Here is a 25,517-nt window from a genome sequence, read left to right on the forward strand (position 1 = left end):
CGGGGGCCGACTGATGCTGCATAACTCCATTCTCGAGGTGATCGGCCACACCCCGATCGTACGTCTGGCGCAGTTTTCCGAAGACCTCGGCATCGAGGTCTACGCCAAGCTGGAATCCCTCAACCCAGGCGGCAGCCACAAGGCACGTATCGCCCTGGGCATGATCCTCGACGCCGAACGCCGTGGCGTGCTGATGCGCGACTCAGGGCAGACCATCATCGAACCCAGCGGTGGCAATACCGGCATCGGCCTGGTGATGGCGGGCAATGTGCTTGGCTACAAAGTGGTGCTGGTGATTCCGGACAACTACAGCCCCGAAAAACAGAAGCTGCTGCGCCTGTACGGCGCCAGGGTTGTACTGTCGGACAGCCGCCTCGGTAACAATTCCCACGGCGAAAAGTGCATGGAGCTGCAGTTGGAAAACCCCAACTACGTGATGCTCAACCAGCAACGCAACGGTGCCAACCCGCAAACCCACCGTGACACCACTGCGCCGGAAATCATCCGCGCCTTCGGTGAGCGGCGTGTGGACTACTTCGTCAGCGGCATCGGCACCGGTGGGCATATCACCGGTATCGGCGAAACCCTCAAGGCCGCCTGGCCGGCGATCCGCGTGATGGGCGTGGAGCCGGAGGAATGCGACCTGCTCAAGGACCAGCACGCCTCGCACGCCATCCAGGGCCTGTCGATTGGCCTGATCCCGAGCATTCTCAACCTGGACGTACTGGACGGCATGCTCAAGGTGTCGCACTCGGCGTGCCTGGAGATGATCAAACGCATCATGCGCACCGACGCCATCAGCCTGGGGCTGTCTTCGGCCGCCAACATGGTCGCTATCGCCCAACTCGCCCCGGAACTGCCGCCCGAAACGGTGGTGCTGACCATGGTCTACGACAATGCCGACAGCTACCTGCCCAGTTTCGAATAACCGGTTACCCAACCAACCAGAATGCGGGGGTGCCTCCATGGGAGGCTTTATCGACATGCAACAGCTGCACGATGAGTTGCTGACCCACCTCATCCAAACCCTGACGCCTGCGCAGATGAAGCAACTGGAACCGCACCTGGCGCCGCTGATCCAGACCGCCGCCCAGGCGGTGGCCGAGGACTTGATCGCCTACGCCTATCGCGACCCGGCCTCGCGCGGGCGCGGCGAGTTGATCCTGGAATCCTACGCCTCGTTCAAGGCGGTGTTGTTCTACCGGCTTGCGCACCTGGTGTGGAATTTCCCGGAGCCCGTCCACGGCGTCTTTACCCGCATCGCCCTCAAGCTCAGCAACCAGGGCAAAATCCTCTCCGGGGCCGAGATTCACCCGGCCGCGCGCATTGGCCGCCGCTTTGTGCTGGACCATGGCTACGGCACGGTCATCGGCGAAACCTGCGAGATCGGTAACGACTGCTACATCCTGTGTGGCGTGACCCTGGGCGCGCGCGGTATCGCCAACAACCCGGACGGCAAGCGCCATCCACGCCTGGGCAACAATGTCGAGGTCGGCGCCGGGGCACGGGTGCTGGGCTATGTGCAGATCGGCGACAACGTATTTATCAGCCCCTCCTGTGTCATTACCCAGGACGTGCCGGCGGGCACCAAGGTCAAGGTGGTCAACCAGATCCAGCTGCAGAAAAACGATGAATCGGATCACAGCAGCTACCTAGGCGCGTTCGCCCTGGATGAGCGCCTGCATGTCGTCGGCGAGGTGGATGCCGGCCATAAGGTCACGGTGCTGGACGCCGACTTCCATCCGCTGCCAGGGCTGATGCTCGAACCCACGGTGAAAGAGCGTCATCACCTGCAGTTTCGCCTGCGCCGCCTCGATACAGGCGAGCAACTGCCGCGCCTGCCGCTGAACCTGAAAGTCTGCGGGCCGGCGTTTGAAATCACCCTGCTCTCACCCCCTGGCTTGAGTGCAATGGTGCGTCACCTGTTGCAAGCCAGCCCACTGATCGTCGGAGGTTGAACATGTCCGTGCATACCATGGAAACCCTGGCGCTGTTCGACAGCGCACCTTATCAAAACGCCTTCAGCGCCCGGGTGATTGCGGTCAGCGAGCATGGCGTCGCCCTGGAGCACACGCTGTTCTACCCCACCGGCGGTGGGCAACCGGGTGACACTGGCCACCTCACCCTGGCCGATGGCACCCGCGTGGAGGTCACCGGCACGGTACGCGACCCGGTGCTGCGCTCGATCATCTGGCATCAGGTGGAACAGTGCCCCGCGCACCTGACCGCCGGCGTCCAAGTGGACGCCGGCCTGGATTGGGAGCGGCGCTACCAGCATATGAAGATGCATACTTGCCTGCACTTGCTGTGCTCGATCATCGACGCGCCCGTAACGGGCTGCAGCATCAGCGCGGACAAGGGACGCCTGGATTTCGACCTGCCGGAAATGACCCTGGATAAAGACACCATTACCCGCGACCTTAACGCCTTGATCGAACAGGCCCACGCGGTGAAAACCCTGTCGATGCCTGCCTCTGAGTACTCGACTCTGCTGCAGATCACCCGCACCCAGGCGGTAGCACCGCCGGTGATCCAAGGCTCGGTACGCGTAATTGAAATTCCCGGCATCGACATCCAGCCGTGCGGTGGCACCCATGTGCTCAACACCGAGGAAATCGGCCGGGTGTTCTGCGAGAAAATCGAGAAGAAGAGCAAGCACAACCGCCGGGTGATCCTCAGGTTCGAGTCATAACTGAGCCTGACTCGACAGTTGCAACAATGCAAAAACAATGTGGGAGGGGGCTTGCTCCCGATAGCAGAGTGTCAGTCAACAGGTTCATTGGCTGATCCACCGCTATCGGGAGCAAGCCCCCTCCCACATTGGGTTGTGTGGTGTTTTTCAGATCATGAACAGGTCCATGAAGCGGTTGACGGGGGTCGCTTCCAGCCGTGCCTGGTCCTTGCACAACGCAAAGATTTCAGCACTGCGCTGCGCGGTAAACCGCGTCGCCAGGTTGGCTTTGAACTTGTCTTCCAGCAGCGGGATTCCATCCTCCCGCCGACGACGATGGCCAATCGGATATTCCACCGCCACCTGCTCGGTGCAGGTGCCGTCGGTGAAGAACACCTGCACCGCATTGGCGATGGAGCGCTTGTCGGCCTGCAGATATTCGCGGCTGTAACGGGGGTCTTCGACGATCACCATTTTCCCGCGCAGCTCATCGATGATCGGGTGGGCGGCATGGAATTGATCCTCATAGTGCTCGGCCACCAAGTCGCCGAAGGCCAACGGCACGGCGGTCATGTATTGCAGGCAATGGTCGCGGTCCGCCGCGTTAGCCAAGGGGCCGACTTTGGAAATGATGCGAATCGCCGACTCGTGGGTGGTGATCACGATGCGCTCGATTGCATGCAGGCGGTTCTTCACCAATGGATGCAAGGTCACCGCCGCTTCGCAGGCCGTCTGCGCATGGAATTCAGCGGGAAAGCTGATCTTGAACAGCACGTTTTCCATCACGTAGGTGCCGTAGGGCTGGGACAGGCTGAACCTGCGTTGCTCTTCAGGTTTGAGGGCCAGATCCTTGTTGGTATGGCTGAACAGTACGTCGTAGAACCCCCACTGTGGCGCGCTCAACACACCGGGGATGCCCATCTCGCCGCGCAGCGCGATGTCGGCCAGGCGCACCCCGCGACTCGACGCATCGCCCGCCGCCCAGGATTTGCGCGAACCGGCGTTCGGCGCATGGCGGTAAGTGCGCAACGCCTGCCCATCGACGAACGCATGGGATAACGCCGCGAGCAATTGCTCACGGTTGGCGCCCATCAGCTTGGCGGTGACTGCCGTCGAGGCGACTTTCACCAGCAGCACATGGTCGAGGCCGACGCGATTGAAGGCGTTTTCCAGGGCAATCACGCCCTGGATTTCGTGGGCCATGATCATGGCTTCCAGCACCGCGCGCACGCTCAGCGGTGCATCGCCATGGGCCACGCGTTTTTGCGACAGGTGATCGGCCACGGCGAGGATGCCGCCCAGGTTGTCCGAAGGGTGGCCCCATTCAGCCGCGAGCCAAGTGTCGTTGTAGTCGAGCCAGCGCACGATGCAGCCGATGTCCCAGGCAGCCTTGACCGGGTCCAACCGCAACGAAGTGCCCGGCACCCGTGCCCCGAACGGTACCACCGTGCCCTCGACGAGCGGCCCCAGGTGCTTGGTGCACTCAGGGAAGCGCAAGGCCAGCAGGCCGCAACCGAGGGTGTCCATCAGGCAGTTGCGGGCGGTGTCCAGTGCGGCCTCGGACTCGATCCGGTAGGTGAGGACATAGTCGGCAATGTCCTGCAGGACCTGATCGTAGTCGGGGCGATTGTTCTGGTCGACGTTGGCGCTCATGGCAGTTCTCCAAAAAGGGGTTGGGGTCAGTCCTCGGCTTACGGTTATTGAAGACAGATCTTGGATGCCTGCCTTGGAATAGAGATCCCTTGTGGGAGGGGGCTTGCTCCCGATGGGGGTGGGTCAGTTGATGAATGTGTCGACTGGCACACCGCTATCGGGAGCAAGCCCCCTCCCACATAAAGCTCAGTGCCGAGTTTTAGAATGAGTCACCGGGAATACGCACAAACCCCTCCATCAACACCCGCGCACTGCGGCTCATGATGGCTTTCTTCACCACCCATTCACCGTTCACTTGCGTCGCCTCGGCACCCACGCGCAAGGTGCCCGACGGATGCCCGAAGCGCACGGCATTGCGTTCCACGCCACCGGCCGCCCGGTTGACCAGGGTGCCGGAAATCGCCGCCGCCGTGCCGATCGCCACCGCCGCCGTGCCCATCATTGCGTGGTGCAATTTGCCCATGGACAACGCCCGCACCAGCAAATCCACATCGCCGGCCTTGATCGCCTTGCCACTGGACGCCACGTAATCCGCAGGCTTGGCCACAAACGCCAGCTTCGGCGTGTGCTGGCGCAGGGCTGCTTCGTCCAGGTGCTTGATCAGGCCCATGCGCAACGCGCCATAGGCACGCACGGTCTCGAACATCGCCAGGGCTTTCGGGTCGCCATTGATCGCGCCTTGCAACTCAGTGCCGGTGTAGCCTAAATCTTGAGCATTGATAAAAATCGTCGGGATGCCGGCGTTGATCAGGGTGGCCTTGAAGGTGCCGACGCCAGGCACTTCCAGCTCATCGATCAGGTTGCCGGTAGGGAACATCGAGCCACCACCGCCCTCTTCTTCCGCCGCCGGGTCGATGAATTCCAGCTGCACTTCGGCGGCCGGAAAGGTCACGCCATCCAGTTCAAAATCACCGGTTTCCTGCACAGCGCCGTCGGTGATCGGCACATGGGCGATGATGGTCTTGCCGATATTGGCTTGCCATATGCGCACCACGGCCACGCCGTTGTGGGGCACGCGGCCCGGGTCGACCAGGCCGGCGCTGATCGCGAAAGAACCAACCGCCGCCGAGAGGTTGCCGCAGTTGCCACTCCAATCGACAAACGGCTTGTCGATGGACACCTGGCCGAACAGGTAATCCACGTCGTGCCCGGCACGCGTGCTCTTGGCCAGGATCACGGTTTTGCTGGTGCTGGATGTGGCGCCGCCCATGCCATCGATTTGCTTGTCATAGGGGTCGGGGCTGCCGATCACCCGCAACAGCAAGGCGTCGCGGGCAGCGCCCGGTACCTGCGCCGAGGGCGGCAGGTCCTGGAGGCTGAAGAAAACCCCCTTGCTGGTGCCGCCCCGCATATAGGTGGCGGGGATCTTGATTTGCGCTACGTGTGCCATGGTTAACCCCTCAGGCCGTCGCCGCCGATTCCAGAAAGTCCTGGGCAAACCGTTGCAATACGCCGCCCGCCTCGTAGATCGACACTTCTTCAGCGGTGTCCAGGCGGCAGGTCACCGGCACTTCGACACGCTCGCCATTCCTGCGGTTGATCACCAGGGTCAATTGCGCGCGCGGCGTGCGTTCGCCGACCACGTCATAGGTTTCGCTGCCGTCGATCTTGAGGGTGTGGCGGTCGGTGCCCGGCAAGAATTCCAGGGGCAACACGCCCATGCCGACCAGGTTGGTGCGGTGGATGCGCTCGAAACCTTCGGCGGCGATCGCTTCCACACCGGCCAGGCGCACGCCCTTGGCCGCCCAGTCGCGGGACGAACCCTGGCCGTAGTCGGCGCCCGCGATAATGATCAGCGGCTGCTTGCGCTCCATGTAGGTTTCGATGGCTTCCCACATGCGCGTGACCGTGCCTTCCGGTTCGATACGCGCCAGGGAGCCCTGCTTGACCTTGCCGTTTTCCTGCACCATTTCGTTGAACAGTTTCGGGTTGGCGAAGGTGGCGCGCTGCGCGGTCAGGTGGTCGCCCCTGTGGGTCGCGTAGGAGTTGAAGTCAACTTCCGGCAAGCCCATTTTCGCCAGGTACTCGCCGGCGGCGCTGCCCGGCATGATCGCGTTGGAGGGCGACAGGTGGTCGGTGGTGATGTTGTCCGGCAGCACGGCCAGCGGGCGCATGCCCTTGAGCGGACGGGCGCCGGCCAAGGCGCCTTCCCAATACGGCGGGCGGCGAATATAGGTGCTTTGCGGGCGCCAGTCGTACAGCGGGGTGACTTTAGGGCCGGTGTCTTCGTGAATCGCGAACATCGGGATATACACGGCGCGAAACTGTTCCGGCTTGACCGAGGCCTTGACCACTGCGTCGATCTCTTCATCGCTCGGCCAGATGTCCTGCAGGCGGATTTCCTTGCCGTCGGCGTCGAGCCCGAGCACGTCTTTCTCGATATCGAAACGGATGGTGCCGGCAATCGCATAGGCCACTACCAGCGGCGGCGAAGCGAGGAAGGCCTGCTTGGCGTACGGATGAATACGCCCATCGAAGTTGCGGTTACCGGACAGCACAGCGGTGGCGTAGAGGTCGCGGTCGATGATTTCCTGCTGGATCACCGGGTCGAGCGCGCCGGACATGCCGTTGCAGGTCGTGCAAGCGAAGGCCACCACGCCGAAACCGAGTTTTTCCAGCTCATGCCCCAGGCCGGCTTCCTCCAGGTACATGGCCACGGTTTTCGAGCCCGGCGCCAGGGACGACTTGACCCACGGCTTGCGCGTCAGCCCGAGCCGGTTGGCGTTGCGCGCCAGCAGGCCGGCGGCAATCACGTTGCGCGGGTTGCTGGTGTTGGTGCAACTGGTGATGGCGGCAATGATCACGGCGCCGTCAGGCATTTGCCCCGGCACGTCGTCCCACTGGCCGCTGATGCCTTTGGCCGCCAGGTCACGCGTGGCGACACGGGCGTGCGGGTTGCTCGGGCCCGCCATGTTGCGCACCACGCTGGACAGGTCGAACCTCAGGCCGCGCTCGTATTGCGCGCCTTTCAGCTCGTCAGCCCACAGCCCGGTGTGGCGTGCGTACTGTTCCACCAGGGCGACCTGTTCCTCTTCGCGACCGGTGAGCTTCAGGTAGGCAATCGTCTGCTGGTCGATGTAGAACATCGCTGCGGTGGCGCCGTATTCCGGGGCCATGTTGGAGATGGTCGCGCGGTCGCCCAAGGTCAGGGCCGAAGCGCCTTCACCGAAGAACTCCAACCACGCACCGACGACTTTCTGTTGGCGCAGGAACTCGGTCAGCGCCAGCACCATATCGGTGGCGGTGATGCCCGGCTGCAGCTTGCCGGTCAGCTCCACCCCGACGATTTCCGGCAGGCGCATCCATGAGGCACGCCCGAGCATCACGCTTTCGGCTTCAAGGCCGCCGACACCGATGGCGATCACGCCCAGGGCATCCACATGCGGGGTGTGGCTGTCAGTGCCGACGCAGGTGTCCGGGAAGGCCACACCGTCGCGCACCTGAATCACCGGTGACATTTTCTCCAGGTTGATCTGGTGCATGATGCCGTTGCCGGGCGGGATCACGTCGACGTTCTTGAAGGCCTTCTTGGTCCACTCGATAAAATGGAAGCGATCTTCGTTGCGGCGGTCTTCGATGGCGCGGTTCTTTTCGAACGCCTGCGGGTCGGCGCCACCGGCTTCAACAGCCAGGGAGTGGTCGACGATCAACTGGGTCGGCACCACCGGGTTGACCTGCGCCGGATCGCCGCCTTGCAGGGCGATGGCGTCGCGCAGGCCGGCGAGGTCTACCAGGGCGGTCTGGCCGAGGATGTCATGGCACACCACGCGGGCCGGGAACCATGGGAAATCGAGGTCACGCTTGCGCTCGATCAACTGGCTCAGGGAGGCATTGAGGCTGGCCGGGTCGCAACGACGCACCAGGTTTTCCGCGAGTACGCGGGAGGTATACGGCAAGGTGGCGTAGGCGCCGGGAGTGATTGCCTCGACAGCCGCGCGGGCGTCGAAGTAATCCAGGCGGCTGCCGGGAAGCGGTTTGCGAAATTCAGTGTTCATCGTCAGGACTCGGTTACGGTGATTGCAAAAGGAAGACCTGCGCGGATCCGGAATGAAATACGATCAACCTGTGGGAGGGGGCTTGCCCCCGATAGCGGTGGTTCAGTGCCGGCTGTACCAACTGACAGATTGCTATCGGGGGCAAGCCCCCTCCCACATTTGATTGGGTTACCACTTCAGGATCGTCGGTCTTCAGCGACGTTCGATTGGCACGAACTTGCGCTGCTCAACGCCGGTGTACTCGGCGCTTGGACGGATGATGCGGTTATTGGCGCGCTGCTCGAACACGTGCGCCGCCCAGCCGGTAAGCCGCGAACAGACGAAGATCGGCGTGAACAGCTTGGTCGGAATGCCCATGAAGTGGTACGCCGAGGCATGGTAGAAATCGGCGTTGGGGAACAGCTTCTTCTGCTCCCACATGGTCTTGTCGATGGCTTCGGAAACCGCAAACAGCACCGTGTCGCCCACTTCGTCAGCGAGTTTTTTCGACCAGCCCTTGATCACTTCATTGCGTGGGTCGTTGTCTTTGTAGATGGCGTGGCCAAAGCCCATGATCTTGTCCTTGCGCGCCAGCATGCCGAGGGTGCCTTCGACGGCTTCTTCGGCCGAACCGAAACGCTCGATCATCTCCATCGCCGCTTCGTTGGCACCGCCGTGCAGCGGGCCGCGCAGGGAACCGATGGCGGCGGTGACGCAGGAATACAGGTCGGACAAGGTCGACGCACACACCCGGGCGGTGAAGGTCGAGGCGTTGAATTCGTGCTCGGCGTAGAGGATCAACGACACGTTCATCACTTTGACGTGCAGATCGCTCGGCTTCTTGCCATGCAGCAGGTGCAGGAAGTGCCCACCGATGGTTGGCTCGTCGGTGACGCAGTCGATGCGCTTGCCGTCGTGGCTGAAGCGGTACCAGTAGCACATGATCGCCGGGAACGCCGCGAGCAGACGGTCGGTGACGTCACGCTGCACGCTGAAGTCTTTTTCCGGCTCGATATTGCCCAGGAACGAGCAACCGGTGCGCATCACGTCCATCGGGTGGGCGTCGGCGGGGATGCGTTCCAGCACTTCCTTCAACGCTTGCGGCAAGTCGCGCAGCTGGCTCAGCCTGGCGCTGTAGGCGGCCAGTTCGGCGCTGGTCGGCAGTTCGCCGTACAGCAGCAGGTAGGCGACTTCTTCAAATTGCGCATCGGCGGCCAGTTCACGCACGTCATAGCCGCGATAGGTCAAGCCGGCGCCGGCCTGGCCGACGGTCGACAGTGCGGTCTGCCCGGCCACCTGGCCACGCAGGCCGGCACCACTCAATACTTTTGCTTCAGCCATGGTTCTTCTCCAATTTTGTCGTTATTCAAGGAGGCGCGCTTGCTACTTCTTCGCGGCAAACAGCGCGTCGAGCTTCTGCTCGAAGGTGTGGTAGTCGATACGATCGTAAAGCTCCATGCGGGTTTGCATGGTGTCGATCACGTTCTGTTGCGTACCGTCGCGGCGGATCGCGGTGTAGACGTTCTCGGCAGCCTTGTTCATGGCGCGGAAGGCCGAGAGCGGGTACAGCACGATGGAAACATCGGCAGATTTCAACTGTTCGGTGGTGAACAGCGGGGTCGCGCCGAATTCGGTGATGTTGGCCAGGATCGGCGCTTTCACCCGCGAGGCGAACAGCTTGTACATCTCAAGTTCAGTGATGGCTTCCGGGAACACCATGTCGGCACCGGCCTCGATGCACGCAGCGGCACGCTCCAGGGCGGATTCCAAACCTTCCACGGCCAGGGCATCGGTGCGGGCCATGATCACGAAGCTGTCATCGGTGCGCGCGTCCACGGCGGCCTTGATACGGTCGACCATTTCCTGCAGGGACACGATCTCCTTGTTGGGCCGATGGCCGCAGCGCTTGGCGCCGACCTGGTCTTCGATGTGGATGGCCGCCGCGCCGAACTTGATCATCGACTTGACGGTGCGCGCGACGTTGAACGCCGAGGAACCGAAACCGGTGTCCACGTCCACCAGGAGCGGCAGGTCGCATACGTCAGTGATGCGGCGTACGTCGGTCAGCACGTCATCCAGGCCGGTGATGCCCAGGTCCGGAACACCCAGGGAGCCTGCAGCCACGCCGCCACCGGACAGGTAAATCGCCTTGAAGCCGGCGCGTTTGGCCAGCAAGGCGTGGTTGGCGTTGATTGCGCCGACCACCTGCAACGGCTGCTCACTGGCGACCGCGTCACGGAAACGCTGGCCTGGGGTGCTGTTGTTCGTGGAACTCATGACTCACCTCTATTTATTGGGGAGCGCCGTCCGGAAAGTGACGGGCGATGTTGCGTTTGGAAGCGCCGATATGCCGGCGCATCAACAGTTCGGCCAGTTCACCGTCGCGATCGGCTATCGCGTCAAGAATGCGGTGATGCTCGGCAAAGGCCTGGCGTGGACGATTGGGGGTAGCGGAAAACTGGATGCGGTACATGCGCACCAATTGGTATAGCTCGCCGCAGAGCATCTGGGTCAGGGTGCGGTTGCCGGCGCCCTGGATGATCCGGTAATGAAAATCGAAGTCGCCTTCCTGCTGGTAATAGCCGACACCGGCCTGAAACGCAGCATCCCGTTCATGGGTGTGCAATACCTGGCGCAGCTCTTCGATTTCCGCGTCGGTCATGCGCTCGGCCGCCAGCCGGCACGCCATGCCCTCCAATGATTCGCGGATTTCATAAAGCTCGACCAGCTCGGCGTGGCTCAACGACACCACGCGGGCGCCGACGTGGGGCACCCGCACCAGCAGGCGCTGGCCTTCCAGGCGGTGAATCGCCTCGCGCAGCGGGCCACGGCTGATGCCATAGGTGCGCGCCAGCTCCGGTTCGGAAATCTTGGAGCCCGGGGCGATCTCGCCCTTGACGATGGCGGCCTGGATTCGCCGGAAGACGTTTTCCGACATAGTTTGGGATTCGTCCGACAGCGCCGGCGGAGATTCCGTTTGATCCAGCATATTGTCGACACCTTTAAAAGCAATGCTGCAAAAACTAGTCAATTACCCCCACTTAGTCAAAGAATAAATCAACATTGTCGACAATCGTCTAATAACCTCCGGCGTGGATCCAAGAGCATGGCCGCCTGCCAGCGCTGGCGCCAAAAAAGCATCATGTTAGAATGCCCGCCGCATTTGCCTGACATCGCTAGATGAAATGGCGCACGAGGGAGCTTGCGCAGTAATGCCAGTCGCCTTGAATTTCGCACTGCATCGCCTCAGGAATTATGAGACTCAAGCCCTTCCCCCTACTGTTATGCCTACTGTCCCTGCCGAGCCTTGGCGTTGCCGCCGAGAAGACCGTGTATGGCCTGAATGAATACGCCAAGCTGGCGGGCATCGACCTGGAAGTCGCGGCCAAACTCGACACGGGCGCCAAGACCGCCTCGCTGAGTGCGCGCGATATCAAACGCTTCAAGCGCAACGGGGAATCCTGGGTACGCTTCTACCTGGCCATCGATGCCGCCCATTCCCACCCCATCGAACGTCCACTGGCCCGCGTCAGCAAGATCAAGCGCCGTGCCGATGATTACGACCCCGATGAGGATAAGCAGTACACCGCTCGTCCGGTGATTGCCCTGGATATCTGCATGGGCAGCGCTTTACGCAGCATCGAAGTGAACTTGACTGACCGCAGCACCTTCCAATACCCGCTGCTGATCGGCTCCGAAGCGCTCAAGCGCTTTGATGCGCTGATCGACCCCAGCCTAAAATATGCAGCAGGCAAACCTGCCTGCGCCGCCGACGCTCATACCGCCGAGTAAACCGAATGCGCTCTCTGACCCTGCACCTGAAAATCCTGATCACCATTTTGGTGGTGCTGGGTATTTCGGTCACCGCCTACCAGATCTTCGTGCTGGGCATCCCTGTCACCGAGGACGCCACCGATGACTTGTGGAACATCGACGCGAAGGTCGAGTTCGTCGCCAACCCCAAGGACCCGGTCAAGGTTTCGATGTTCGTGCCGCCGTTGAGCCGCGACTTCGTCAGCCTCAATGAGAGCTTTATTTCGAACAACTACGGGGTGAGCGTCAACCGCGCCGACGGCAACCGCAAGGTCACCTGGTCGGCGCGCCGCGCCAAGGGCAACCAGACCCTGTATTACCGCCTGGTGCTGACCAAGCGCTACAGCGGTGAAAAGGTCAAGATCAAGGGCCCGACGTTCCGCGACAGCATCGCCGTGGAAGGCCCGGAAAAAATCGCCGCCGAAGCCTTGCTCGCGCCGATTCGCCAGCACTCGGCAGACGTCGAGACCTTTATTACCGAAGCCATCAAGCGCACCAACAACCTCAACGACGACAATGTGAAACTGCTGCTGGCGGGCGACCCGTCGACGTCGCACAAGGCCAAGATCGTTGAATTGCTGCTGTCCATCGCCCACGTACCGGTGGAAAAAGTCCACACCATTCGCCTCGTCGCCGACCAGCCGCAATCTCCGGAACTGTGGCTGCGCAGTTTCAACGGGAATGACTGGCTGTACTTCAACCCGGAAACCGGTGAGCAAGGCCTGCCTGCCGACCGCCTGCTGTGGTGGACCGGCGATGAAAACCTGATCACGGTCGATGGCGGCAAGAAAGCCATGGTGACCTTCAGCCTGAACAACAGCGAAATGAACGCGATTCGCCTGGCCAAGCTGACCGACGAAAACACCGACGCCAACTTCCTCGAATACTCGCTGTACGGCCTGCCGCTGCAAACCCAGCAGACGTTCATGATCATGGTGATGATCCCGATTGGCGTGCTGGTGATCCTGATCCTGCGCAACCTGATCGGCCTGCAGACCCTCGGCACCTTTACCCCGGTGCTGATCGCCCTGGCCTTCCGCGAGACGCAACTGGGTTTCGGGATTGTGCTGTTTACAATCATCACCGCGCTGGGGCTGTCGCTCAGGTCCTACCTGGAACACCTGAAGCTGCAGATGCTGCCGAGGCTGTCGGTGGTGCTGACCTTCGTGGTGGTGCTGATTGCCGCCATCAGCCTGTTCAGCCACAAGCTGGGCCTGGAGCGGGGCCTGTCGGTGGCGCTGTTCCCGATGGTGATCCTGACCATGACCATCGAACGCCTGTCGATCACCTGGGAAGAGCGCGGGGCCAACCATGCGCTGAAAGTGGCAATCGGCACGCTGTTCGCGGCATCCCTGGCGCACATCATCATGAGCGTGCCGGAGCTGATCTACTTCGTGTTCACCTTCCCGGCGATCCTGCTGATCCTGGTGGGTTTCATGCTGGCCATGGGTCGTTATCGCGGCTACCGCCTGACCGAACTGGTACGTTTCAAGGCATTCCTGAAGGCTGACTCCTAATGTTCGGCTTCTGGAAGACCTGGAAGGCCCTGGAAGCGCGCGGGATCATGGGCATCAACCGGCGGAACGCCGACTACGTGCTCAAGTACAACAAGCGCAGCCTGTACCCGATCGTGGATGACAAGATCATCACCAAGGAACGGGCCATGGCGGCCGGTATTCACGTACCTGAAATGTATGGAGTCATCTCCACCGAGAAGGAAATCGACAAGCTCGACGAAATCATCGGTGGGCGCAGCGACTTCGTGATCAAGCCCGCCCAGGGCGCCGGCGGCGACGGCATCCTGGTGGTGGCGGACCGCTTTGAGGGGCGCTATCGCACGGTGTCCGGCAAGATCATCAGCCATGAAGAAATCGAGCACCAGATTTCCAGCATTCTCACCGGCCTGTACTCCCTCGGCGGCCACCGCGATCGCGCCTTGATCGAATACCGCGTGGTACCCGACCAGATCTTCAAGAGCATCAGCTACGAAGGCGTGCCGGATATCCGCATCATCGTGCTGATGGGCTACCCGGTGATGGCGATGCTGCGCTTGCCGACGCGCCAGTCCGGTGGCAAGGCCAACCTGCACCAAGGCGCGATTGGCGTGGGTGTAGACCTCGCCACCGGCCTGACCTTGCGTGGCACCTGGCTGAACAACATCATCACCAAGCACCCCGATACTACCAATGCGGTGGACGGCGTACAACTGCCCAACTGGGACGGTTTCATGAAGCTGGCGGCCGGCTGCTATGAACTGTGCGGCCTGGGCTATATCGGTGTGGACATGGTGCTGGACCAGGAAAAAGGCCCGCTGATCCTCGAGCTGAACGCGCGGCCGGGGCTGAATATCCAGATCGCCAACGACTGCGGCCTGACTCTGCGCACCCATGCGGTGGAGGCGCGACTGGAAGAACTGAAAGCCGCTGGCGTGAGCGAAACGCCGGAAGAACGGGTGAAGTTCGTGCAAGAGATGTTTGGCCATATACCGCCCGTGGAAGGCTGATCCGGCCTTCGAACTGTCTATCCCCGACATCCCCTCTAGGAGCAAATCCTACAGGGGACTACAATCCCCTCCCCCGCGCCACTGGCTGATCCACCCCCGCATGTCGACCTGTTCCGTTTACCCGTTGCCCTATCGGGCCAACCCCGCCGAGTATTTTGCGGCGATTCGCCATGCGCCCGGCGCGGTGCTGCTCGACAGCGGCCGTCCGGCGGCCGAGCGTGGCCGTTATGACCTGCTCAGCGCCTGGCCTGAGGCGACCTTGGCGGTTGAGGCTGAAGAAAGCGGCGGCGATTTCCTGCAACGTTTGCGCAAAAGCCTGACGCACTTGGGCGAAGCGGCATTGCCCGCTGGCTTGGAGCTGCCGTTTGCCGGAGGCTTAATCGGCTATCTGAGTTACGATTTCGGCCGACACCTGGAACAGATGCCGCACCTGGCGGTAGACGACTTGCACCTGCCGGACGCACGCTTCGGACTGTATGCCTGGGCGCTGATCAGCGATCACGCTGCGCAGTCCAGCCAACTGGTGTTCCACCCCAGTCTTGCAGACAGCGAACGGCAACGCCTGATCAGCCTGTTCAGCGCCGCCGTCGTCGACACGTCTGCGGCGTTCAAGTTGCAAGGTCCCATGGCACCGGACCTGACGGCCGAGGCCTATCGGCAGGCGATCGTGCGTATACAGGACTATATCGAGGCCGGCGATTGCTACCAGGTCAACTTCGCCCAGCGCTTTCGCGCGCCCTGCATCGGTGATCCATGGGCCGCTTATTGCGCGCTGCGCGAGGCCTGCCCGACGCCGTTTTCCGGGTTCCAAAGCCTGCCGGAGGGTGGCGCGGTGCTCAGCCTGTCACCGGAACGCTTCGTCAAGGTCAGCCAGCGCCAGGTTGAAACCCGCCCGATCAAAGGCACCCGCCCCCGCGGCCCGACGCCGCAAGAAGATGCGGCACACGCCGCCGAACTCTTGGCCAGCCCCAAGGATCGCGCAGAAAACCTGATGATCGTCGACCTGCTGCGCAACGACCTCGGCCGCAGTTGCCGTATCGGCTCGGTAAAAGTACCCGAATTGTTCAGCCTGGAAAGCTACCCCAACGTGCACCACCTGGTGAGCAGCGTCACCGGCACATTGGCCGACGATAAAGATGCCCTCGACCTCATCGCCGGCAGCTTCCCAGGCGGTTCTATCACTGGTGCGCCGAAGATCCGCGCGATGCAGATCATCGACGAACTGGAACCGACCCGACGCGGCCTGTACTGCGGTTCGCTGATGTACCTGGACGTGCGCGGCGAAATGGACAGCTCTATCGCCATCCGCAGTTTGCTGGTCAAGGACGCGCAGGTGTGCTGCTGGGGCGGCGGCGGGATCGTGGCGGACTCGCAGTGGGAGGCGGAATATCAGGAGTCGCTGACCAAGGTACAGGTGTTGTTACACACGTTGGAAGGCCTCTAGCCCTAAGCCACTCCTGCCGCTGAGGGCAGCGACTTCGGCACGAAAAAACCTGAATCAGAACGGTAATGGACCAACAGTGAGCGGCGCGATAGCGTCCGACTTCCGCCGCCCACCGCCGTCTGTGAAGGATCACATATGCCACTCAATCGTCAGAGCTTGTTTCAGGGATTGCATGCTCACCCACTCGGGCCTATTATCTCCCAATATGGGAGGAAAGAGCGATGCGAATAATCGCCCTCTCAACCTTACGAAGGTTCTGGGAAAGCCACCCGGCTTCTGCCGATGCAAAAACGCCCTTGGTCGAGTGGTATCGCCATATGGAAAAGACCCTTTACCCAACACCACAGGCACTCAAGGCCGAGCTCAGGACTGCAAGCATCCTTAAAAGCGGCAGGGTTGTATTCAACGTGGGTGGCAACAAGTACCGGGTGGTCATGTCGATCGATTATGAGCGACAGCTTGGCTTCATCCGCTTTGTCGGCACCCACGCGCAGTACGACACAATCAATGCGGAGACCGTGTAATGAACATCAAACCTATTCACTCTCAAGAAGACCTGACCGCTGCGCTCGCGCGCGTCGAGCAGATTTGGGGAGCGGCCATCGGCAGTGCCGAAGGTGACGAGCTGGAAATTCTCGCTGTTCTGATTGAGAAGTACGAGGCGGAACACTTTCCGATGCCGCCTTCGGACCCAGTGGAAGCGATCAAATTCCGCATGGAACAAATGGGCTTGACTGCCCGCGATCTGGAGCCATTCATCGGCCCCAGCGGGCGAGTTTCAGAAGTGTTGAACGGCAAGCGCAAGCTGAGCCTGGCGATGATCAAACGCCTGCATGAGGGATTGTGTATCCCTTATGAGCGGTTGCTGGCGGGCATTTAGGCGCAGGCTGCCGGCAAGGAGGCCATCCTCTTCACTGTGTGAGTCAGAGGCTCAACGGCCGATTCGACGCCTCGATGAATGCCTTCTTCAATGCCTCGAACGTATGCACCGCCGGAAACTGCGGGAACTCGCGAATCACATTCTCCGGCGCGTGGAATAGAATCCCTCGGTCTGCCTCGCCCAGCATGGTGGTGTCGTTATAGGAATCCCCCGCCGCAATCACTCGGTAGTACAGCGTCTTGAACGCCAATACCGACTGGCGCTTGGGATCTTTCTGACGCAGTTGGTAGCTGACCACCCGGTCGTTTTCATCCGTGATCAGGCGATGGCAAAGCAAGGTCGGAAAGCCCAGCTGGCGCATCAGCGGCTGGGAGAATTCGTAAAAGGTATCGGAGAGGATCACCACCTGGAAGCGCTCGCGCAGCCAGTTGACGAACTCGATGGCGCCGTCCAGTGGCTTGAGGGTGGCGATCACTGCCTGGATATCGGCAAGCTTGAGCCCGTGCTCATCGAGGATACGCAGGCGCTGCTGCATCAACACGTCGTAGTCGGGAATGTCACGGGTGGTGGCGCGCAGGGATTGGATACCGGTTTTTTCGGCGAAGGCGATCCAGATTTCCGGAACCAGTACCCCTTCCAGGTCGAGACAGGCAATTTCCACAGGACACTCCGTTCGTATTATTCAAGTTGAGCGAGCAAAAGGACTGCCGAACTCTAGCGACTCAAGCACGCCGCCGCAACGCAGGGTAGATTTTGATACCATCGCCCCCTATAGAGCGCTCAGCGCCACTGACCTGTAGGAACCGTCCTGATGAACCAAGCCTTCGACGTCGTTGAACTCGCCACGACCTATGCCAACAAGTCCGCCCAGGACATCCTCAAGCTGGCGTTCAGCCAGTTCGGCGATGACCTGTGGATTTCCTTCAGCGGAGCCGAGGATGTGGTGCTGGTGGACATGGCCTGGAAGCTGAACAAGAACGTCAAGGTGTTCAGCCTCGACACCGGTCGCCTGCACCCGGAAACCTACCGGTTCATCGAACAGGTGCGTGAGTTCTACAAGATCGACATCGAACTGATCTCGCCGGACCAGAGCAAGCTGGAACCCTTCGTCAAAGAGAAGGGCCTGTTCAGCTTCTATAAGGACGGTCATGGCGAGTGCTGTGGCATACGCAAGATCGAACCGCTGCGCCGCAAGCTCGCAGGCGTGCGCGCCTGGGCCACCGGCCAGCGCCGCGACCAGAGTCCGGGCACCCGCAGCCAGGTGGCCGCGCTGGAAATCGATACGGCGTTTTCTACCCCGGAACGTACCTTGTACAAATTCAATCCGCTGGCGCAAATGACCAGCGAGGAGATCTGGGGTTATATCCGCATGCTGGAGCTGCCCTATAACAGCCTGCATGAACGCGGTTTTATCAGCATCGGCTGCGAGCCCTGCACTCGACCGGTATTGCCGAACCAGCACGAGCGTGAAGGCCGCTGGTGGTGGGAAGAAGCCACGCAGAAGGAATGCGGGCTGCATGCGGGGAATATCATCAGCAAGACGAAGGCCTGACACACTTGACCTGTGGGAGGGGGCTTGCCCCCGATGGCATAGTGTCAGGCACTGTATGGGGTGACTGACCCGGCGCTATCGGGGGCAAGCCCCCTCCCACATTTGTTCTGTATTGGCTATGAAAATGTACACATAGTTGTAACCATCGGTGCCATTTATGTGTGCAATCCAGTATGAATCGCACCAAAACGTAACACTTCTTTCCTGCCTATTTTTGCCCTCCTGAGTCTGCCTCTTTCCTCATAAAAATAAATAGCTGTTCGAACGGTCAATTTATATCGCTTTTAATTCAGACAGTTATTTCAATCATCGATAAAAACAAGATTTACCGGAGTGTTGATAGTCCGAAAACTGGCACGCATGTGGCTTAAGGTGAGATACGCTTTGTATACAATAAATACAAAACCTACATACACTTTGCCATCTGCCGCTTTGCTGCGGATGCGCTGGAGCCTGCCGGAATGCGTACAAGCCTCTCGAATGACATCGCACTGGATCTGCCCTCCTCCGCCCTGAATCCCGACGCGGCAAGCCCCGGCCCGCTGGTACTCAGCTCACGCCTGCACAACAAGGACCTCGCCCCGACCAAGATCGAAGGCCGTCGCTGGGGGCGCTACAGCATCTTTGCGCTGTGGACCAATGACGTGCACAACATCGCCAACTATTCATTTGCCATCGGTTTGTATGCATTGGGCCTGGGCGGCTGGCAGATCCTGTTGTCCCTGGGGATCGGTGCGGCACTGGTGTACTTTTTCATGAATTTGTCGGGGTACATGGGCCAGAAGACCGGCGTGCCGTTTCCCGTGATCAGCCGTATCAGCTTCGGTATTCATGGAGCACAGATTCCGGCGTTGATCCGCGCCGTGATTGCGATTGCCTGGTTCGGTATCCAGACCTACCTGGCTTCGGTGGTTTTCCGTGTGTTGTTGACGGCGGTTCATCCAGGGTTTGCCGACTATGATCACAACGCGATCCTCGGCCTGTCATCGCTCGGCTGGGCGTGTTTCGTGGCGATCTGGCTGGTGCAATTGGTGATCCTGGCCTATGGCATGGAAATGGTACGTCGCTATGAAGGGTTTGCCGGACCGGTGATTCTGCTCACCGTGGCCTCGTTGGCCGGCTGGATGTACTTCCAGGCAGGCGGCAACATTGCCTGGTCGATCCGCGAACCGCTGAGCGGCGGCGAGATGTGGCGCAATATCTTTGCCGGAGGTGCGCTGTGGTTGGCGATCTACGGCACGCTGATCCTTAACTTCTGCGACTTCGCCCGCTCCTCGCCCTGCCGCAGGACGATCCTGGTGGGTAATTTCTGGGGCCTGCCGGTGAATATCCTGGTGTTCGCCGCCATCACCGTGCTGCTGTGCGGCGGGCAGTTCCAGCTCAATGGCCGGGTGATCGAAAGTCCGACTGAAATCATCGCCGCCATTCCCAATACCTTCTTCCTCGTGCTCGGTTGCCTGGCCTTCCTGATCGTTACCGTGGCGGTGAATATCATGGCCAACTTCGTCGCCCCGGCGTTTGTGCTGAGCAACCTGGCGCCCAAGTACCTGAACTTCCGCCGCGCGGGCCTGATCAGCGCCACCGTGGCGGTGCTGATCCTGCCGTGGAACCTCTACAACAGCCCGCTGGTGATCGTGTATTTCCTTTCCGGGCTGGGCGCACTGCTGGGGCCGTTGTATGGGGTGATCATGGTTGACTACTGGCTGATCCGCAAAAGCCAGGTGGATGTGCCGCAGCTGTATAGCGAAGACGCGCAGGGCGTTTATTACTACAGCCGCGGCGTGAATCTGCGCGCGGTGGCGGCGTTCGTTCCGGCAGCGGTGATCGCCATCCTGTTGGCATTGTTGCCTGGGTTTGCCAGCGTCTCGCCGTTCTCCTGGCTGTTTGGCGCCGGTATTGCAGGGTTGCTGTACCTGCTGATCGCCAAGCGCCAGCCGTTCTACGCCGATGTCAGCGGCGAAAGCATTGCAGTCGATAATGTCAGTCATTAAACAAGGACCTTCCATGCGCATCCTCGTGGTCAACGTCAACACCACTGAATCCATCACACAAACCATCGCTCAGCAGGCGCGCAGTGTGGCTTCGCCGGGCACCGAGATTGTCGGGCTCACCCCCTACTTCGGCGCCGAATCGGTGGAGGGCAACTTTGAAAGCTACCTGGCCGCCATCGCGGTAATGGATCGCGTAATGGCCTACGACCAGCCATTCGATGCGGTGATCCAGGCCGGCTACGGCGAGCATGGCCGCGAAGGCCTGCAGGAATTGCTCAACGTGCCGGTGGTGGATATCACCGAGGCCGCGGCCAGCATGGCGATGTTCCTGGGCCACGCCTATTCGGTGGTGACCACCCTGGACCGCACAGTGCCGTTGATCGAAGACCGGCTGAAACTCGCCGGCCTGTACCAGCGCTGCGCCTCAGTGCGCGCCAGTGGCATGGCGGTGCTGGAGTTGGAAGCAGACCCACTGGCTGCCATGCAAGCCATCGTGCGCCAGGCGGAACTGGCCATCCTTGACGACAAGGCAGAAGTGATCTGCCTGGGATGCGGCGGCATGGCCGGGCTGGACGAGCAGATTCGCCAGCGCACCGGGGTGCCGGTGGTAGATGGGGTGACGGCAGCGGTGACCATCGCCGAGTCGCTGGTGCGGTTGGGGTTGTCGACGTCGAAGATCAGGACCTATGCAACGCCCAGGTCAAAGAAAGTCATCGGTTGGCCCGGCAAGTTCGGGCACTGAGGATCAACTGTGGGAGGGGGCTTGCTCCCGATTGCGGTGTATCAGCCAGCTTATCTATAGCTGACCCACCGCTATCGGGAGCAAGCCCCCTCCCACATTTTGTTCACTGCAGGGCAGCTAGATCGCACTGAATCGCTGCCCCAACCGTCGCTCGGCAAATTGCTCGATCACAAAATCCACAAACGCCCGGGTCTTGCCCGGCAGCAGTTTGTGCTCGGCGTAGTAGATGGAGATATTGCCGTCGTCCACATACCAGTCCGGCAACACCCGCACCACCGCACCGCTGTCGAGGAACGGCACAGCCATCGGCATGCTGACCAACGCAATGCCCAGCCCTTGGGCGCTGGCGCAGCAGGCGGCTTCAGAATCGCTCATGGTCATCGCGGGTTTGAGCACCAGTGGGCTGTGCTCACGCTCGCGGTGGGTCAGTTGCCATGAGCGCACCCGGCCGGTTTGCGGTGAGCGGATCAGGATGCCATGGCAGCGCGATAAATCCTCGGGCGCATGTACCGCAGGGCGTTGCGCCAGGTAAGCCGGTGAAGCCACCAGCACCCGGTGCGCCGGCGTCAACTTGCGCGCCACCACGCCTTGGGGCAGTTCAAAGCCACCGCCAATCGCAGCGTCAAAGCCCTGGCCGATCAAGTCGACCTGGCGGTTATCGAAATGCCAATCCGGGCTGATAGCCGGGAAGCGTCGCATGAACTCACCCAGCAACGGCACCACATACCGATTGCCAAATACGGTGCCCATGCTGACCTTCAGCGTGCCCACCGGCCGCCCTTCGGCGCTGGCCAGGTTAGCCACGGCGTTTTGAATCGTGGTGAGGCTGCCGCTGACTTCGCCGAGGAACAGCTTGCCGGCTTCGGTCAAGGTCAGGCGGCGGGTACTGCGCTGAAACAGCCTGACGCCCAGGCGCGCTTCCAGCTTGGCCACGCTTTTGCCGACCGCTGCCGGCGTCAGGCTCAGGTGCCGCGCAGCCTCCGCGAAGCTACCGCCTTCGGCGCTGCGCACAAAGCATTCGATACTGCCAAAGCTTTCCATATCGCCCACTCTAAACTTTTGGTTTACACAGACTATAGCAATCACGCTCTACCGGTATCGGTGGGCGAGGTCGATACTCGGCTCATCAACTACTTGGAGATCGACATGACCCCATCTACCCTCACTGGCAAAGTCGCCTTGGTTCAAGGCGGTTCCCGCGGCATCGGCGCAGCCATCGTCAAGCGCCTCGCCGCGCAAGGCGCCGCCGTTGCCTTTACCTACATCAACTCGGCCGCCAAGGCTGAAGCCTTGCAGAACAGCGTGATCAGCGCAGGCGGCAAAGCCCTGGCGATTCAGGCCGACAGCGCCGATGCCACGGCGATTCGCAACGCAGTCAATGTCACAGTCGACACCTTCGGGCGCCTGGATATTTTGGTGAACAATGCAGGAGTGCTGGCCATCGCGCCGCTGGAAGCGTTCAAGCTGGAAGACTTCGATCAGACCCTGGCAATCAACGTGCGCAGCGTCTTTATCGCCACTCAGGAGGCCGCCAAGCACATGGGCGAAGGCGGCCGGGTGATCAATATCGGCAGCACCAACGCCGAGCGCATGCCGTTTGGCGGTGGTGGTCCGTACGCGATGAGCAAGGCGGCGTTGGTCGGTTTGACCAAAGGCTTGGCGCGCGACCTGGGGCCACGAGGTATCACCATCAATAACGTGCAGCCAGGGCCGGTGGATACGGACATGAACCCGGCGAACAGTGATTTTGCCGAGAGCTTGATTGGGCTGATGGCGGTGGGTCGGTATGGGCATGTGGAGGAAATTGCCAGCTTCGTGGCGTACCTTGCCGGGCCGGAAGCCGGGTACATCACAGGCGCCAGCTTGACCATCGACGGAGGCTTCAGCGCTTGAGATTTAGCAACACGGCACAACCCATGTGGGAGGGGGCTTGCCCCCGATTGAGGTGGGTCAGCAAGTGATAAGTCGGCTGATACACCGCTATCGGGGGCAAGCCCCCTCCCACATTTTTCTGGGTTGAATCAAGTCATGGGCGGCAGGCCGTAAGCAGCCAGGTCGAAATCCGCAAGTTTGCGGATGATCTGGTCGGCATGCTGATACTTGCTGTCGGCCATGGCCTCATCGGGCACGGCGATGGCGGTCATGTGCGCCGCTTTCGCTGCCGTCACGCCGAACGGCGAGTCCTCGAACACCAGGCAATCCTCGGGCGCCACACCCAGGCGGCGCGCGGCAGTGAGAAAGATGTCCGGCGCAGGCTTGGCGGCACCGACTTCCGGGTCGTCGGCGGTCACGATGGTGTCGAACAGGCCAAACCACTCGCGGTGCAAGGTGGTCTTGTGGCCGAACGAGTTGCGCGACGAACTGGTGCCCACCGCAATCGGGATGTTATGCGCCTTCAAATGCCGCACCAACGCCTCGGCGCCGGGCATACCCAGGGCTTTGGGGAAACGCTCGCTCATCAGCGGTTCGCGAATCTGCAGAAACTCAGCCGGCGTAATCGGCAAGTCCAGCGCCTTGACCACATAGTCCGCCAAGTCCTGGGCACCGCGCCCAATAATGTGCTGCTTGATGCTCCAGTCATAGGTGCGGCCATAGCGTTCGGCGATGATCTGCGTAACTTCGGTGTAGATGCCTTCGGTGTCCAGCAACAACCCGTCCATATCGAAAATCACAGCCTTGATCGGGACAGCGGTACGCGGTGCATTCATCACAACAGAACCCTGGAGGAAGGACTAAAAGGATTCAGCACAATAACGGCCCTACTTGCTTGCGGGCAACCCCTTACACTGCCCGCTTTCCCTTAGAAGTGCCTGCAATGCTCTTTCGTATAGCCGCCGACAGCCTGGTGCTGTTTCATCTGTGCTTCATCCTGTTCGTACTGTTCGGCGGGCTGCTGGCACTCAAATGGCGTGCGCTCATCTGGCTGCATCTGCCGGCGGCCGCCTGGGGCGTTGCCGTCGAGGTGTTTCACCTGCCCTGCCCGCTCACGCGCTGGGAAAACCTGTTGCGCCACCTGGCCGGGCAGGACGGTTATGGCGCAGGCTTCATCGAACATTACCTGCTCAGGCTGATCTATCCGGCCGGGCTCACGCCGCAGATCCAGCTGGGCCTGGGCGCGTTGGTGCTGTTGATCAATATCGCGGTGTACGTGCACTTGATCCGACGTTATCGACAGGTTTGAGACAGCCGCATTGGTGAAGAATCAAGCTCCCTCTGCTCCTTCATAGACGCCGCCATGTCCGAAGCCTTCGAAGTCCCCAGCCCCCACGAAAAACACCTCGAACACACCACCGAACATGCCCACGGCCGTGGCGACACCTTCGCCAGCCGCATCGCGGTGATGACCGCGATCATGGCCACCGTTGGCGCCATGCTCAGCTACCAGGCCGGCTCCAGCGAAAGCGAGGCGGCGATGGACAAGAACAACGCGGCCATCATCAAGACCGAAGCCGCCAACCAATGGAATTACTATCAGGCCAAATCCAGCCGCCAGAATCTGGCGGAACTGGCCACGCACATTCCCGGCGTGGATGCCGGCCACTACAACGACGAAATCCAGCGCTATAAAAGCCAGAAGGAAGAGGTGCGCAAACAGGCCGAGAAGCTTGAAGCCACCTCCCTGGAATGGGACCGCAAATCCGAAGAAGCGCTGCACCAGCACCATCGTTGGGCCCAGGCGATGACGGCGATTCAGATCGCGATCTCACTGGCGGCGATCACCTTGCTCACGCGCAAGGAATGGCTCAAGCGCATGGCGTATTCGGCCGGCGGTGTGGCCGTGGTGCTGGGTAGCCTGGCCTGGCTGCATCTCTGACCGAGCGCGGGCAACTGTGGGAGGCGGCCTGACTGTCGCCACATAAAATGAAACCTTGGCGCGCTGATTTCAATCCGCCCTCTGAGCGATTAAAGTGTCGCGCCTCGAGAATTGAATCTCGATATTCAGCCCATGGAGTTACGCGTGAAGTACATCAGTAAAGTAGTTGCAGCAGCCGTTCTTGGTTTCACCCTGGCAGGTTGCACCGGCACCGCCATGAAAACCCAGCAATACGACGCCAGCCAATACACCGTGCTCGGCCACAGCGAAGCCAGCGCCACCGGCATCATGCTGCTGGGTATTATCCCGATCGGCCAGAACAGCCGCTTCGTCCGCGCCCAGGATGCAGCCATCAAGGCCAAAGGCGGCGACGCCATGATCAACACCCAAGTGCAGGAAAAATGGTTCTGGGCCTGGGTACTGAACGGCTACACCACCAAGATTTCCGGTGATGTGGTCAAGTTGAAAACCGCGCAATAA

At 61.0% G+C, this 25,517-nt stretch carries 25 protein-coding genes; 16 read left to right on the forward strand and 9 right to left on the reverse strand.

From position 1 onward, the window contains the following. The first annotated feature begins 13 nt into the window (after nucleotides 1–13). Genes C4J86_RS19205 through C4J86_RS19215 form a run of 3 tightly spaced genes read left to right on the forward strand, consistent with a single transcriptional unit; the run spans nucleotide 14 to nucleotide 2,692 of the window. Nucleotides 14–928 carry a PLP-dependent cysteine synthase family protein gene (locus C4J86_RS19205; protein WP_124367964.1) on the forward strand — a complete coding sequence of 305 codons (915 nt, stop codon included), beginning with the start codon at nucleotides 14–16 and terminating at the stop codon, nucleotides 926–928. Between the two features lie 37 nt (nucleotides 929–965). After that, nucleotides 966–1,958, forward strand: coding sequence for a serine O-acetyltransferase (locus C4J86_RS19210; RefSeq protein WP_124371525.1), 993 nt, complete (start codon nucleotides 966–968; stop codon nucleotides 1,956–1,958). A 2-nt stretch (nucleotides 1,959–1,960) separates the two neighbouring features. Continuing rightward, nucleotides 1,961–2,692 carry an alanyl-tRNA editing protein gene (locus C4J86_RS19215; RefSeq protein WP_124371526.1) on the forward strand — a complete coding sequence of 244 codons (732 nt, stop codon included), beginning with the start codon at nucleotides 1,961–1,963 and terminating at the stop codon, nucleotides 2,690–2,692. 147 nt (nucleotides 2,693–2,839) lie between these two features. Here C4J86_RS19215 and prpD read toward each other — a convergent pair whose 3' ends face one another. The 6 genes from prpD to C4J86_RS19245 all read right to left on the reverse strand — a co-directional run bounded on the left by prpD (nucleotide 2,840) and on the right by C4J86_RS19245 (nucleotide 11,287). After that, nucleotides 2,840–4,324: a 2-methylcitrate dehydratase gene (gene prpD, locus C4J86_RS19220; RefSeq protein ID WP_124371527.1), complete on the reverse strand. Its 1,485-nt coding sequence runs from the start codon at nucleotides 4,322–4,324 to the stop codon at nucleotides 2,840–2,842. A gap of 199 nt (nucleotides 4,325–4,523) precedes the next feature. Beyond that, on the reverse strand, nucleotides 4,524–5,714 hold the full coding sequence (prpF, locus tag C4J86_RS19225; RefSeq protein ID WP_124371528.1) for a 2-methylaconitate cis-trans isomerase PrpF: 1,191 nt from the start codon (nucleotides 5,712–5,714) through the stop codon (nucleotides 4,524–4,526). Between the two features lie 10 nt (nucleotides 5,715–5,724). Beyond that, entirely contained in the window at nucleotides 5,725–8,319 is a 2,595-nt protein-coding gene (gene acnD / locus C4J86_RS19230; RefSeq protein WP_124371529.1) for a Fe/S-dependent 2-methylisocitrate dehydratase AcnD, read from the reverse strand. A 192-nt stretch (nucleotides 8,320–8,511) separates the two neighbouring features. Further along, nucleotides 8,512–9,639, reverse strand: coding sequence for a 2-methylcitrate synthase (gene prpC, locus C4J86_RS19235; RefSeq protein WP_124371530.1), 1,128 nt, complete (start codon nucleotides 9,637–9,639; stop codon nucleotides 8,512–8,514). 42 nt (nucleotides 9,640–9,681) lie between these two features. Next, nucleotides 9,682–10,575, reverse strand: coding sequence for a methylisocitrate lyase (gene prpB, locus C4J86_RS19240; RefSeq protein ID WP_124363946.1), 894 nt, complete (start codon nucleotides 10,573–10,575; stop codon nucleotides 9,682–9,684). 13 nt (nucleotides 10,576–10,588) lie between these two features. Continuing rightward, nucleotides 10,589–11,287 (reverse strand): GntR family transcriptional regulator, encoded by a 699-nt coding sequence (locus C4J86_RS19245; RefSeq protein ID WP_124363947.1) that lies wholly within the window; start codon nucleotides 11,285–11,287, stop codon nucleotides 10,589–10,591. 266 nt (nucleotides 11,288–11,553) lie between these two features. Between C4J86_RS19245 and C4J86_RS19250 the strand changes: the two genes are divergently transcribed. The 6 genes from C4J86_RS19250 (at nucleotide 11,554) to C4J86_RS19275 (ending at nucleotide 16,938) form a co-directional block, all read left to right on the forward strand. After that, complete coding sequence (locus C4J86_RS19250; protein ID WP_124371531.1) at nucleotides 11,554–12,090, forward strand: ATP-dependent zinc protease; 537 nt, start codon at nucleotides 11,554–11,556, stop codon at nucleotides 12,088–12,090. Nucleotides 12,091–12,095: 5 nt separating this feature from the next. Continuing rightward, entirely contained in the window at nucleotides 12,096–13,628 is a 1,533-nt protein-coding gene (locus C4J86_RS19255; protein WP_124363949.1) for an inactive transglutaminase family protein, read from the forward strand. Continuing rightward, complete coding sequence (locus C4J86_RS19260) at nucleotides 13,628–14,614, forward strand: alpha-L-glutamate ligase-like protein (RefSeq protein WP_124363950.1); 987 nt, start codon at nucleotides 13,628–13,630, stop codon at nucleotides 14,612–14,614. Before C4J86_RS19255 ends, C4J86_RS19260 begins: the two co-directional genes overlap by 1 nt. Before the next feature lie 100 nt (nucleotides 14,615–14,714). Then, nucleotides 14,715–16,058: an aminodeoxychorismate synthase component I gene (pabB, locus tag C4J86_RS19265; RefSeq protein ID WP_124371532.1), complete on the forward strand. Its 1,344-nt coding sequence runs from the start codon at nucleotides 14,715–14,717 to the stop codon at nucleotides 16,056–16,058. Between the two features lie 221 nt (nucleotides 16,059–16,279). Next, nucleotides 16,280–16,582: a type II toxin-antitoxin system HigB family toxin gene (locus tag C4J86_RS19270; RefSeq protein WP_124363952.1), complete on the forward strand. Its 303-nt coding sequence runs from the start codon at nucleotides 16,280–16,282 to the stop codon at nucleotides 16,580–16,582. Then, nucleotides 16,582–16,938 carry a type II toxin-antitoxin system HigA family antitoxin gene (locus C4J86_RS19275; protein WP_124371533.1) on the forward strand — a complete coding sequence of 119 codons (357 nt, stop codon included), beginning with the start codon at nucleotides 16,582–16,584 and terminating at the stop codon, nucleotides 16,936–16,938. The genes C4J86_RS19270 and C4J86_RS19275 overlap by 1 nt, the downstream gene beginning before the upstream one ends. Before the next feature lie 43 nt (nucleotides 16,939–16,981). On the opposite strand, the gene thrH is transcribed toward C4J86_RS19275, so the two are convergent. Next, complete coding sequence (gene thrH / locus C4J86_RS19280; protein ID WP_124371534.1) at nucleotides 16,982–17,599, reverse strand: bifunctional phosphoserine phosphatase/homoserine phosphotransferase ThrH; 618 nt, start codon at nucleotides 17,597–17,599, stop codon at nucleotides 16,982–16,984. Between the two features lie 150 nt (nucleotides 17,600–17,749). On the opposite strand from thrH, the gene C4J86_RS19285 reads away from it, so the two are divergent. The 3 genes from C4J86_RS19285 (at nucleotide 17,750) to C4J86_RS19295 (ending at nucleotide 21,223) form a co-directional block, all read left to right on the forward strand. Beyond that, nucleotides 17,750–18,490: a phosphoadenylyl-sulfate reductase gene (locus C4J86_RS19285; protein WP_124363955.1), complete on the forward strand. Its 741-nt coding sequence runs from the start codon at nucleotides 17,750–17,752 to the stop codon at nucleotides 18,488–18,490. Between the two features lie 461 nt (nucleotides 18,491–18,951). Further along, nucleotides 18,952–20,481, forward strand: a complete 1,530-nt coding sequence (locus tag C4J86_RS19290; protein WP_124371535.1) for an NCS1 family nucleobase:cation symporter-1 — start codon at nucleotides 18,952–18,954, stop codon at nucleotides 20,479–20,481. 13 nt (nucleotides 20,482–20,494) lie between these two features. Then, the gene (locus C4J86_RS19295) at nucleotides 20,495–21,223 is read left to right on the forward strand and encodes an aspartate/glutamate racemase family protein (RefSeq protein WP_124371536.1); all 729 of its coding nucleotides are present in this window, start codon (nucleotides 20,495–20,497) and stop codon (nucleotides 21,221–21,223) included. 117 nt (nucleotides 21,224–21,340) lie between these two features. Here C4J86_RS19295 and C4J86_RS19300 read toward each other — a convergent pair whose 3' ends face one another. Further along, a complete protein-coding gene (locus tag C4J86_RS19300; RefSeq protein WP_124371537.1) occupies nucleotides 21,341–22,264 on the reverse strand; it encodes a LysR family transcriptional regulator in 924 nt (307 codons plus the stop codon). A gap of 105 nt (nucleotides 22,265–22,369) precedes the next feature. On the opposite strand from C4J86_RS19300, the gene C4J86_RS19305 reads away from it, so the two are divergent. Then, nucleotides 22,370–23,116, forward strand: a complete 747-nt coding sequence (locus C4J86_RS19305; protein WP_124371538.1) for a 3-oxoacyl-ACP reductase family protein — start codon at nucleotides 22,370–22,372, stop codon at nucleotides 23,114–23,116. A 128-nt stretch (nucleotides 23,117–23,244) separates the two neighbouring features. Here C4J86_RS19305 and C4J86_RS19310 read toward each other — a convergent pair whose 3' ends face one another. Continuing rightward, nucleotides 23,245–23,931, reverse strand: a complete 687-nt coding sequence (locus C4J86_RS19310; protein WP_124371539.1) for an HAD-IA family hydrolase — start codon at nucleotides 23,929–23,931, stop codon at nucleotides 23,245–23,247. Between the two features lie 107 nt (nucleotides 23,932–24,038). Here C4J86_RS19310 and C4J86_RS19315 point away from each other — a divergent pair, with 107 nt between their 5' ends. The 3 genes from C4J86_RS19315 to C4J86_RS19325 all read left to right on the forward strand — a co-directional run bounded on the left by C4J86_RS19315 (nucleotide 24,039) and on the right by C4J86_RS19325 (nucleotide 25,517). Further along, on the forward strand, nucleotides 24,039–24,404 hold the full coding sequence (locus tag C4J86_RS19315) for a DUF2784 domain-containing protein (protein WP_124371540.1): 366 nt from the start codon (nucleotides 24,039–24,041) through the stop codon (nucleotides 24,402–24,404). A 54-nt stretch (nucleotides 24,405–24,458) separates the two neighbouring features. Beyond that, nucleotides 24,459–25,037: a DUF4337 domain-containing protein gene (locus C4J86_RS19320; protein ID WP_124371541.1), complete on the forward strand. Its 579-nt coding sequence runs from the start codon at nucleotides 24,459–24,461 to the stop codon at nucleotides 25,035–25,037. A gap of 144 nt (nucleotides 25,038–25,181) precedes the next feature. After that, nucleotides 25,182–25,517: a hypothetical protein gene (locus C4J86_RS19325; RefSeq protein ID WP_124367983.1), complete on the forward strand. Its 336-nt coding sequence runs from the start codon at nucleotides 25,182–25,184 to the stop codon at nucleotides 25,515–25,517.

It is taken from the genome of Pseudomonas sp. R2-7-07 (assembly GCF_003852355.1).
Lineage (GTDB): Bacteria > Pseudomonadota > Gammaproteobacteria > Pseudomonadales > Pseudomonadaceae > Aquipseudomonas.

Bases quoted from the DNA above. Each gene is read 5' to 3' on its own strand.
- C4J86_RS19300 (WP_124371537.1), bottom strand. From the start codon at position 22,264: ATGGAAAGCTTTGGCAGTATCGAATGCTTTGTGCGCAGCGCCGAAGGC.
- C4J86_RS19305 (WP_124371538.1), top strand. From the start codon at position 22,370: ATGACCCCATCTACCCTCACTGGCAAAGTCGCCTTGGTTCAAGGCGGT.
- prpB (WP_124363946.1), bottom strand. From the start codon at position 10,575: ATGAGTTCCACGAACAACAGCACCCCAGGCCAGCGTTTCCGTGACGCG.
- prpC (WP_124371530.1), bottom strand. From the start codon at position 9,639: ATGGCTGAAGCAAAAGTATTGAGTGGTGCCGGCCTGCGTGGCCAGGTG.
- acnD (WP_124371529.1), bottom strand. From the start codon at position 8,319: ATGAACACTGAATTTCGCAAACCGCTTCCCGGCAGCCGCCTGGATTAC.
- C4J86_RS19310 (WP_124371539.1), bottom strand. From the start codon at position 23,931: ATGAATGCACCGCGTACCGCTGTCCCGATCAAGGCTGTGATTTTCGAT.
- pabB (WP_124371532.1), top strand. From the start codon at position 14,715: ATGTCGACCTGTTCCGTTTACCCGTTGCCCTATCGGGCCAACCCCGCC.
- C4J86_RS19245 (WP_124363947.1), bottom strand. From the start codon at position 11,287: ATGCTGGATCAAACGGAATCTCCGCCGGCGCTGTCGGACGAATCCCAA.
- prpF (WP_124371528.1), bottom strand. From the start codon at position 5,714: ATGGCACACGTAGCGCAAATCAAGATCCCCGCCACCTATATGCGGGGC.
- C4J86_RS19250 (WP_124371531.1), top strand. From the start codon at position 11,554: ATGAGACTCAAGCCCTTCCCCCTACTGTTATGCCTACTGTCCCTGCCG.
- C4J86_RS19205 (WP_124367964.1), top strand. From the start codon at position 14: ATGCTGCATAACTCCATTCTCGAGGTGATCGGCCACACCCCGATCGTA.
- C4J86_RS19295 (WP_124371536.1), top strand. From the start codon at position 20,495: ATGCGCATCCTCGTGGTCAACGTCAACACCACTGAATCCATCACACAA.
- C4J86_RS19210 (WP_124371525.1), top strand. From the start codon at position 966: ATGGGAGGCTTTATCGACATGCAACAGCTGCACGATGAGTTGCTGACC.
- prpD (WP_124371527.1), bottom strand. From the start codon at position 4,324: ATGAGCGCCAACGTCGACCAGAACAATCGCCCCGACTACGATCAGGTC.
- C4J86_RS19255 (WP_124363949.1), top strand. From the start codon at position 12,096: ATGCGCTCTCTGACCCTGCACCTGAAAATCCTGATCACCATTTTGGTG.
- C4J86_RS19260 (WP_124363950.1), top strand. From the start codon at position 13,628: ATGTTCGGCTTCTGGAAGACCTGGAAGGCCCTGGAAGCGCGCGGGATC.
- C4J86_RS19315 (WP_124371540.1), top strand. From the start codon at position 24,039: ATGCTCTTTCGTATAGCCGCCGACAGCCTGGTGCTGTTTCATCTGTGC.
- C4J86_RS19270 (WP_124363952.1), top strand. From the start codon at position 16,280: ATGCGAATAATCGCCCTCTCAACCTTACGAAGGTTCTGGGAAAGCCAC.
- C4J86_RS19290 (WP_124371535.1), top strand. From the start codon at position 18,952: ATGCGTACAAGCCTCTCGAATGACATCGCACTGGATCTGCCCTCCTCC.
- C4J86_RS19275 (WP_124371533.1), top strand. From the start codon at position 16,582: ATGAACATCAAACCTATTCACTCTCAAGAAGACCTGACCGCTGCGCTC.
- C4J86_RS19215 (WP_124371526.1), top strand. From the start codon at position 1,961: ATGTCCGTGCATACCATGGAAACCCTGGCGCTGTTCGACAGCGCACCT.
- C4J86_RS19285 (WP_124363955.1), top strand. From the start codon at position 17,750: ATGAACCAAGCCTTCGACGTCGTTGAACTCGCCACGACCTATGCCAAC.
- C4J86_RS19320 (WP_124371541.1), top strand. From the start codon at position 24,459: ATGTCCGAAGCCTTCGAAGTCCCCAGCCCCCACGAAAAACACCTCGAA.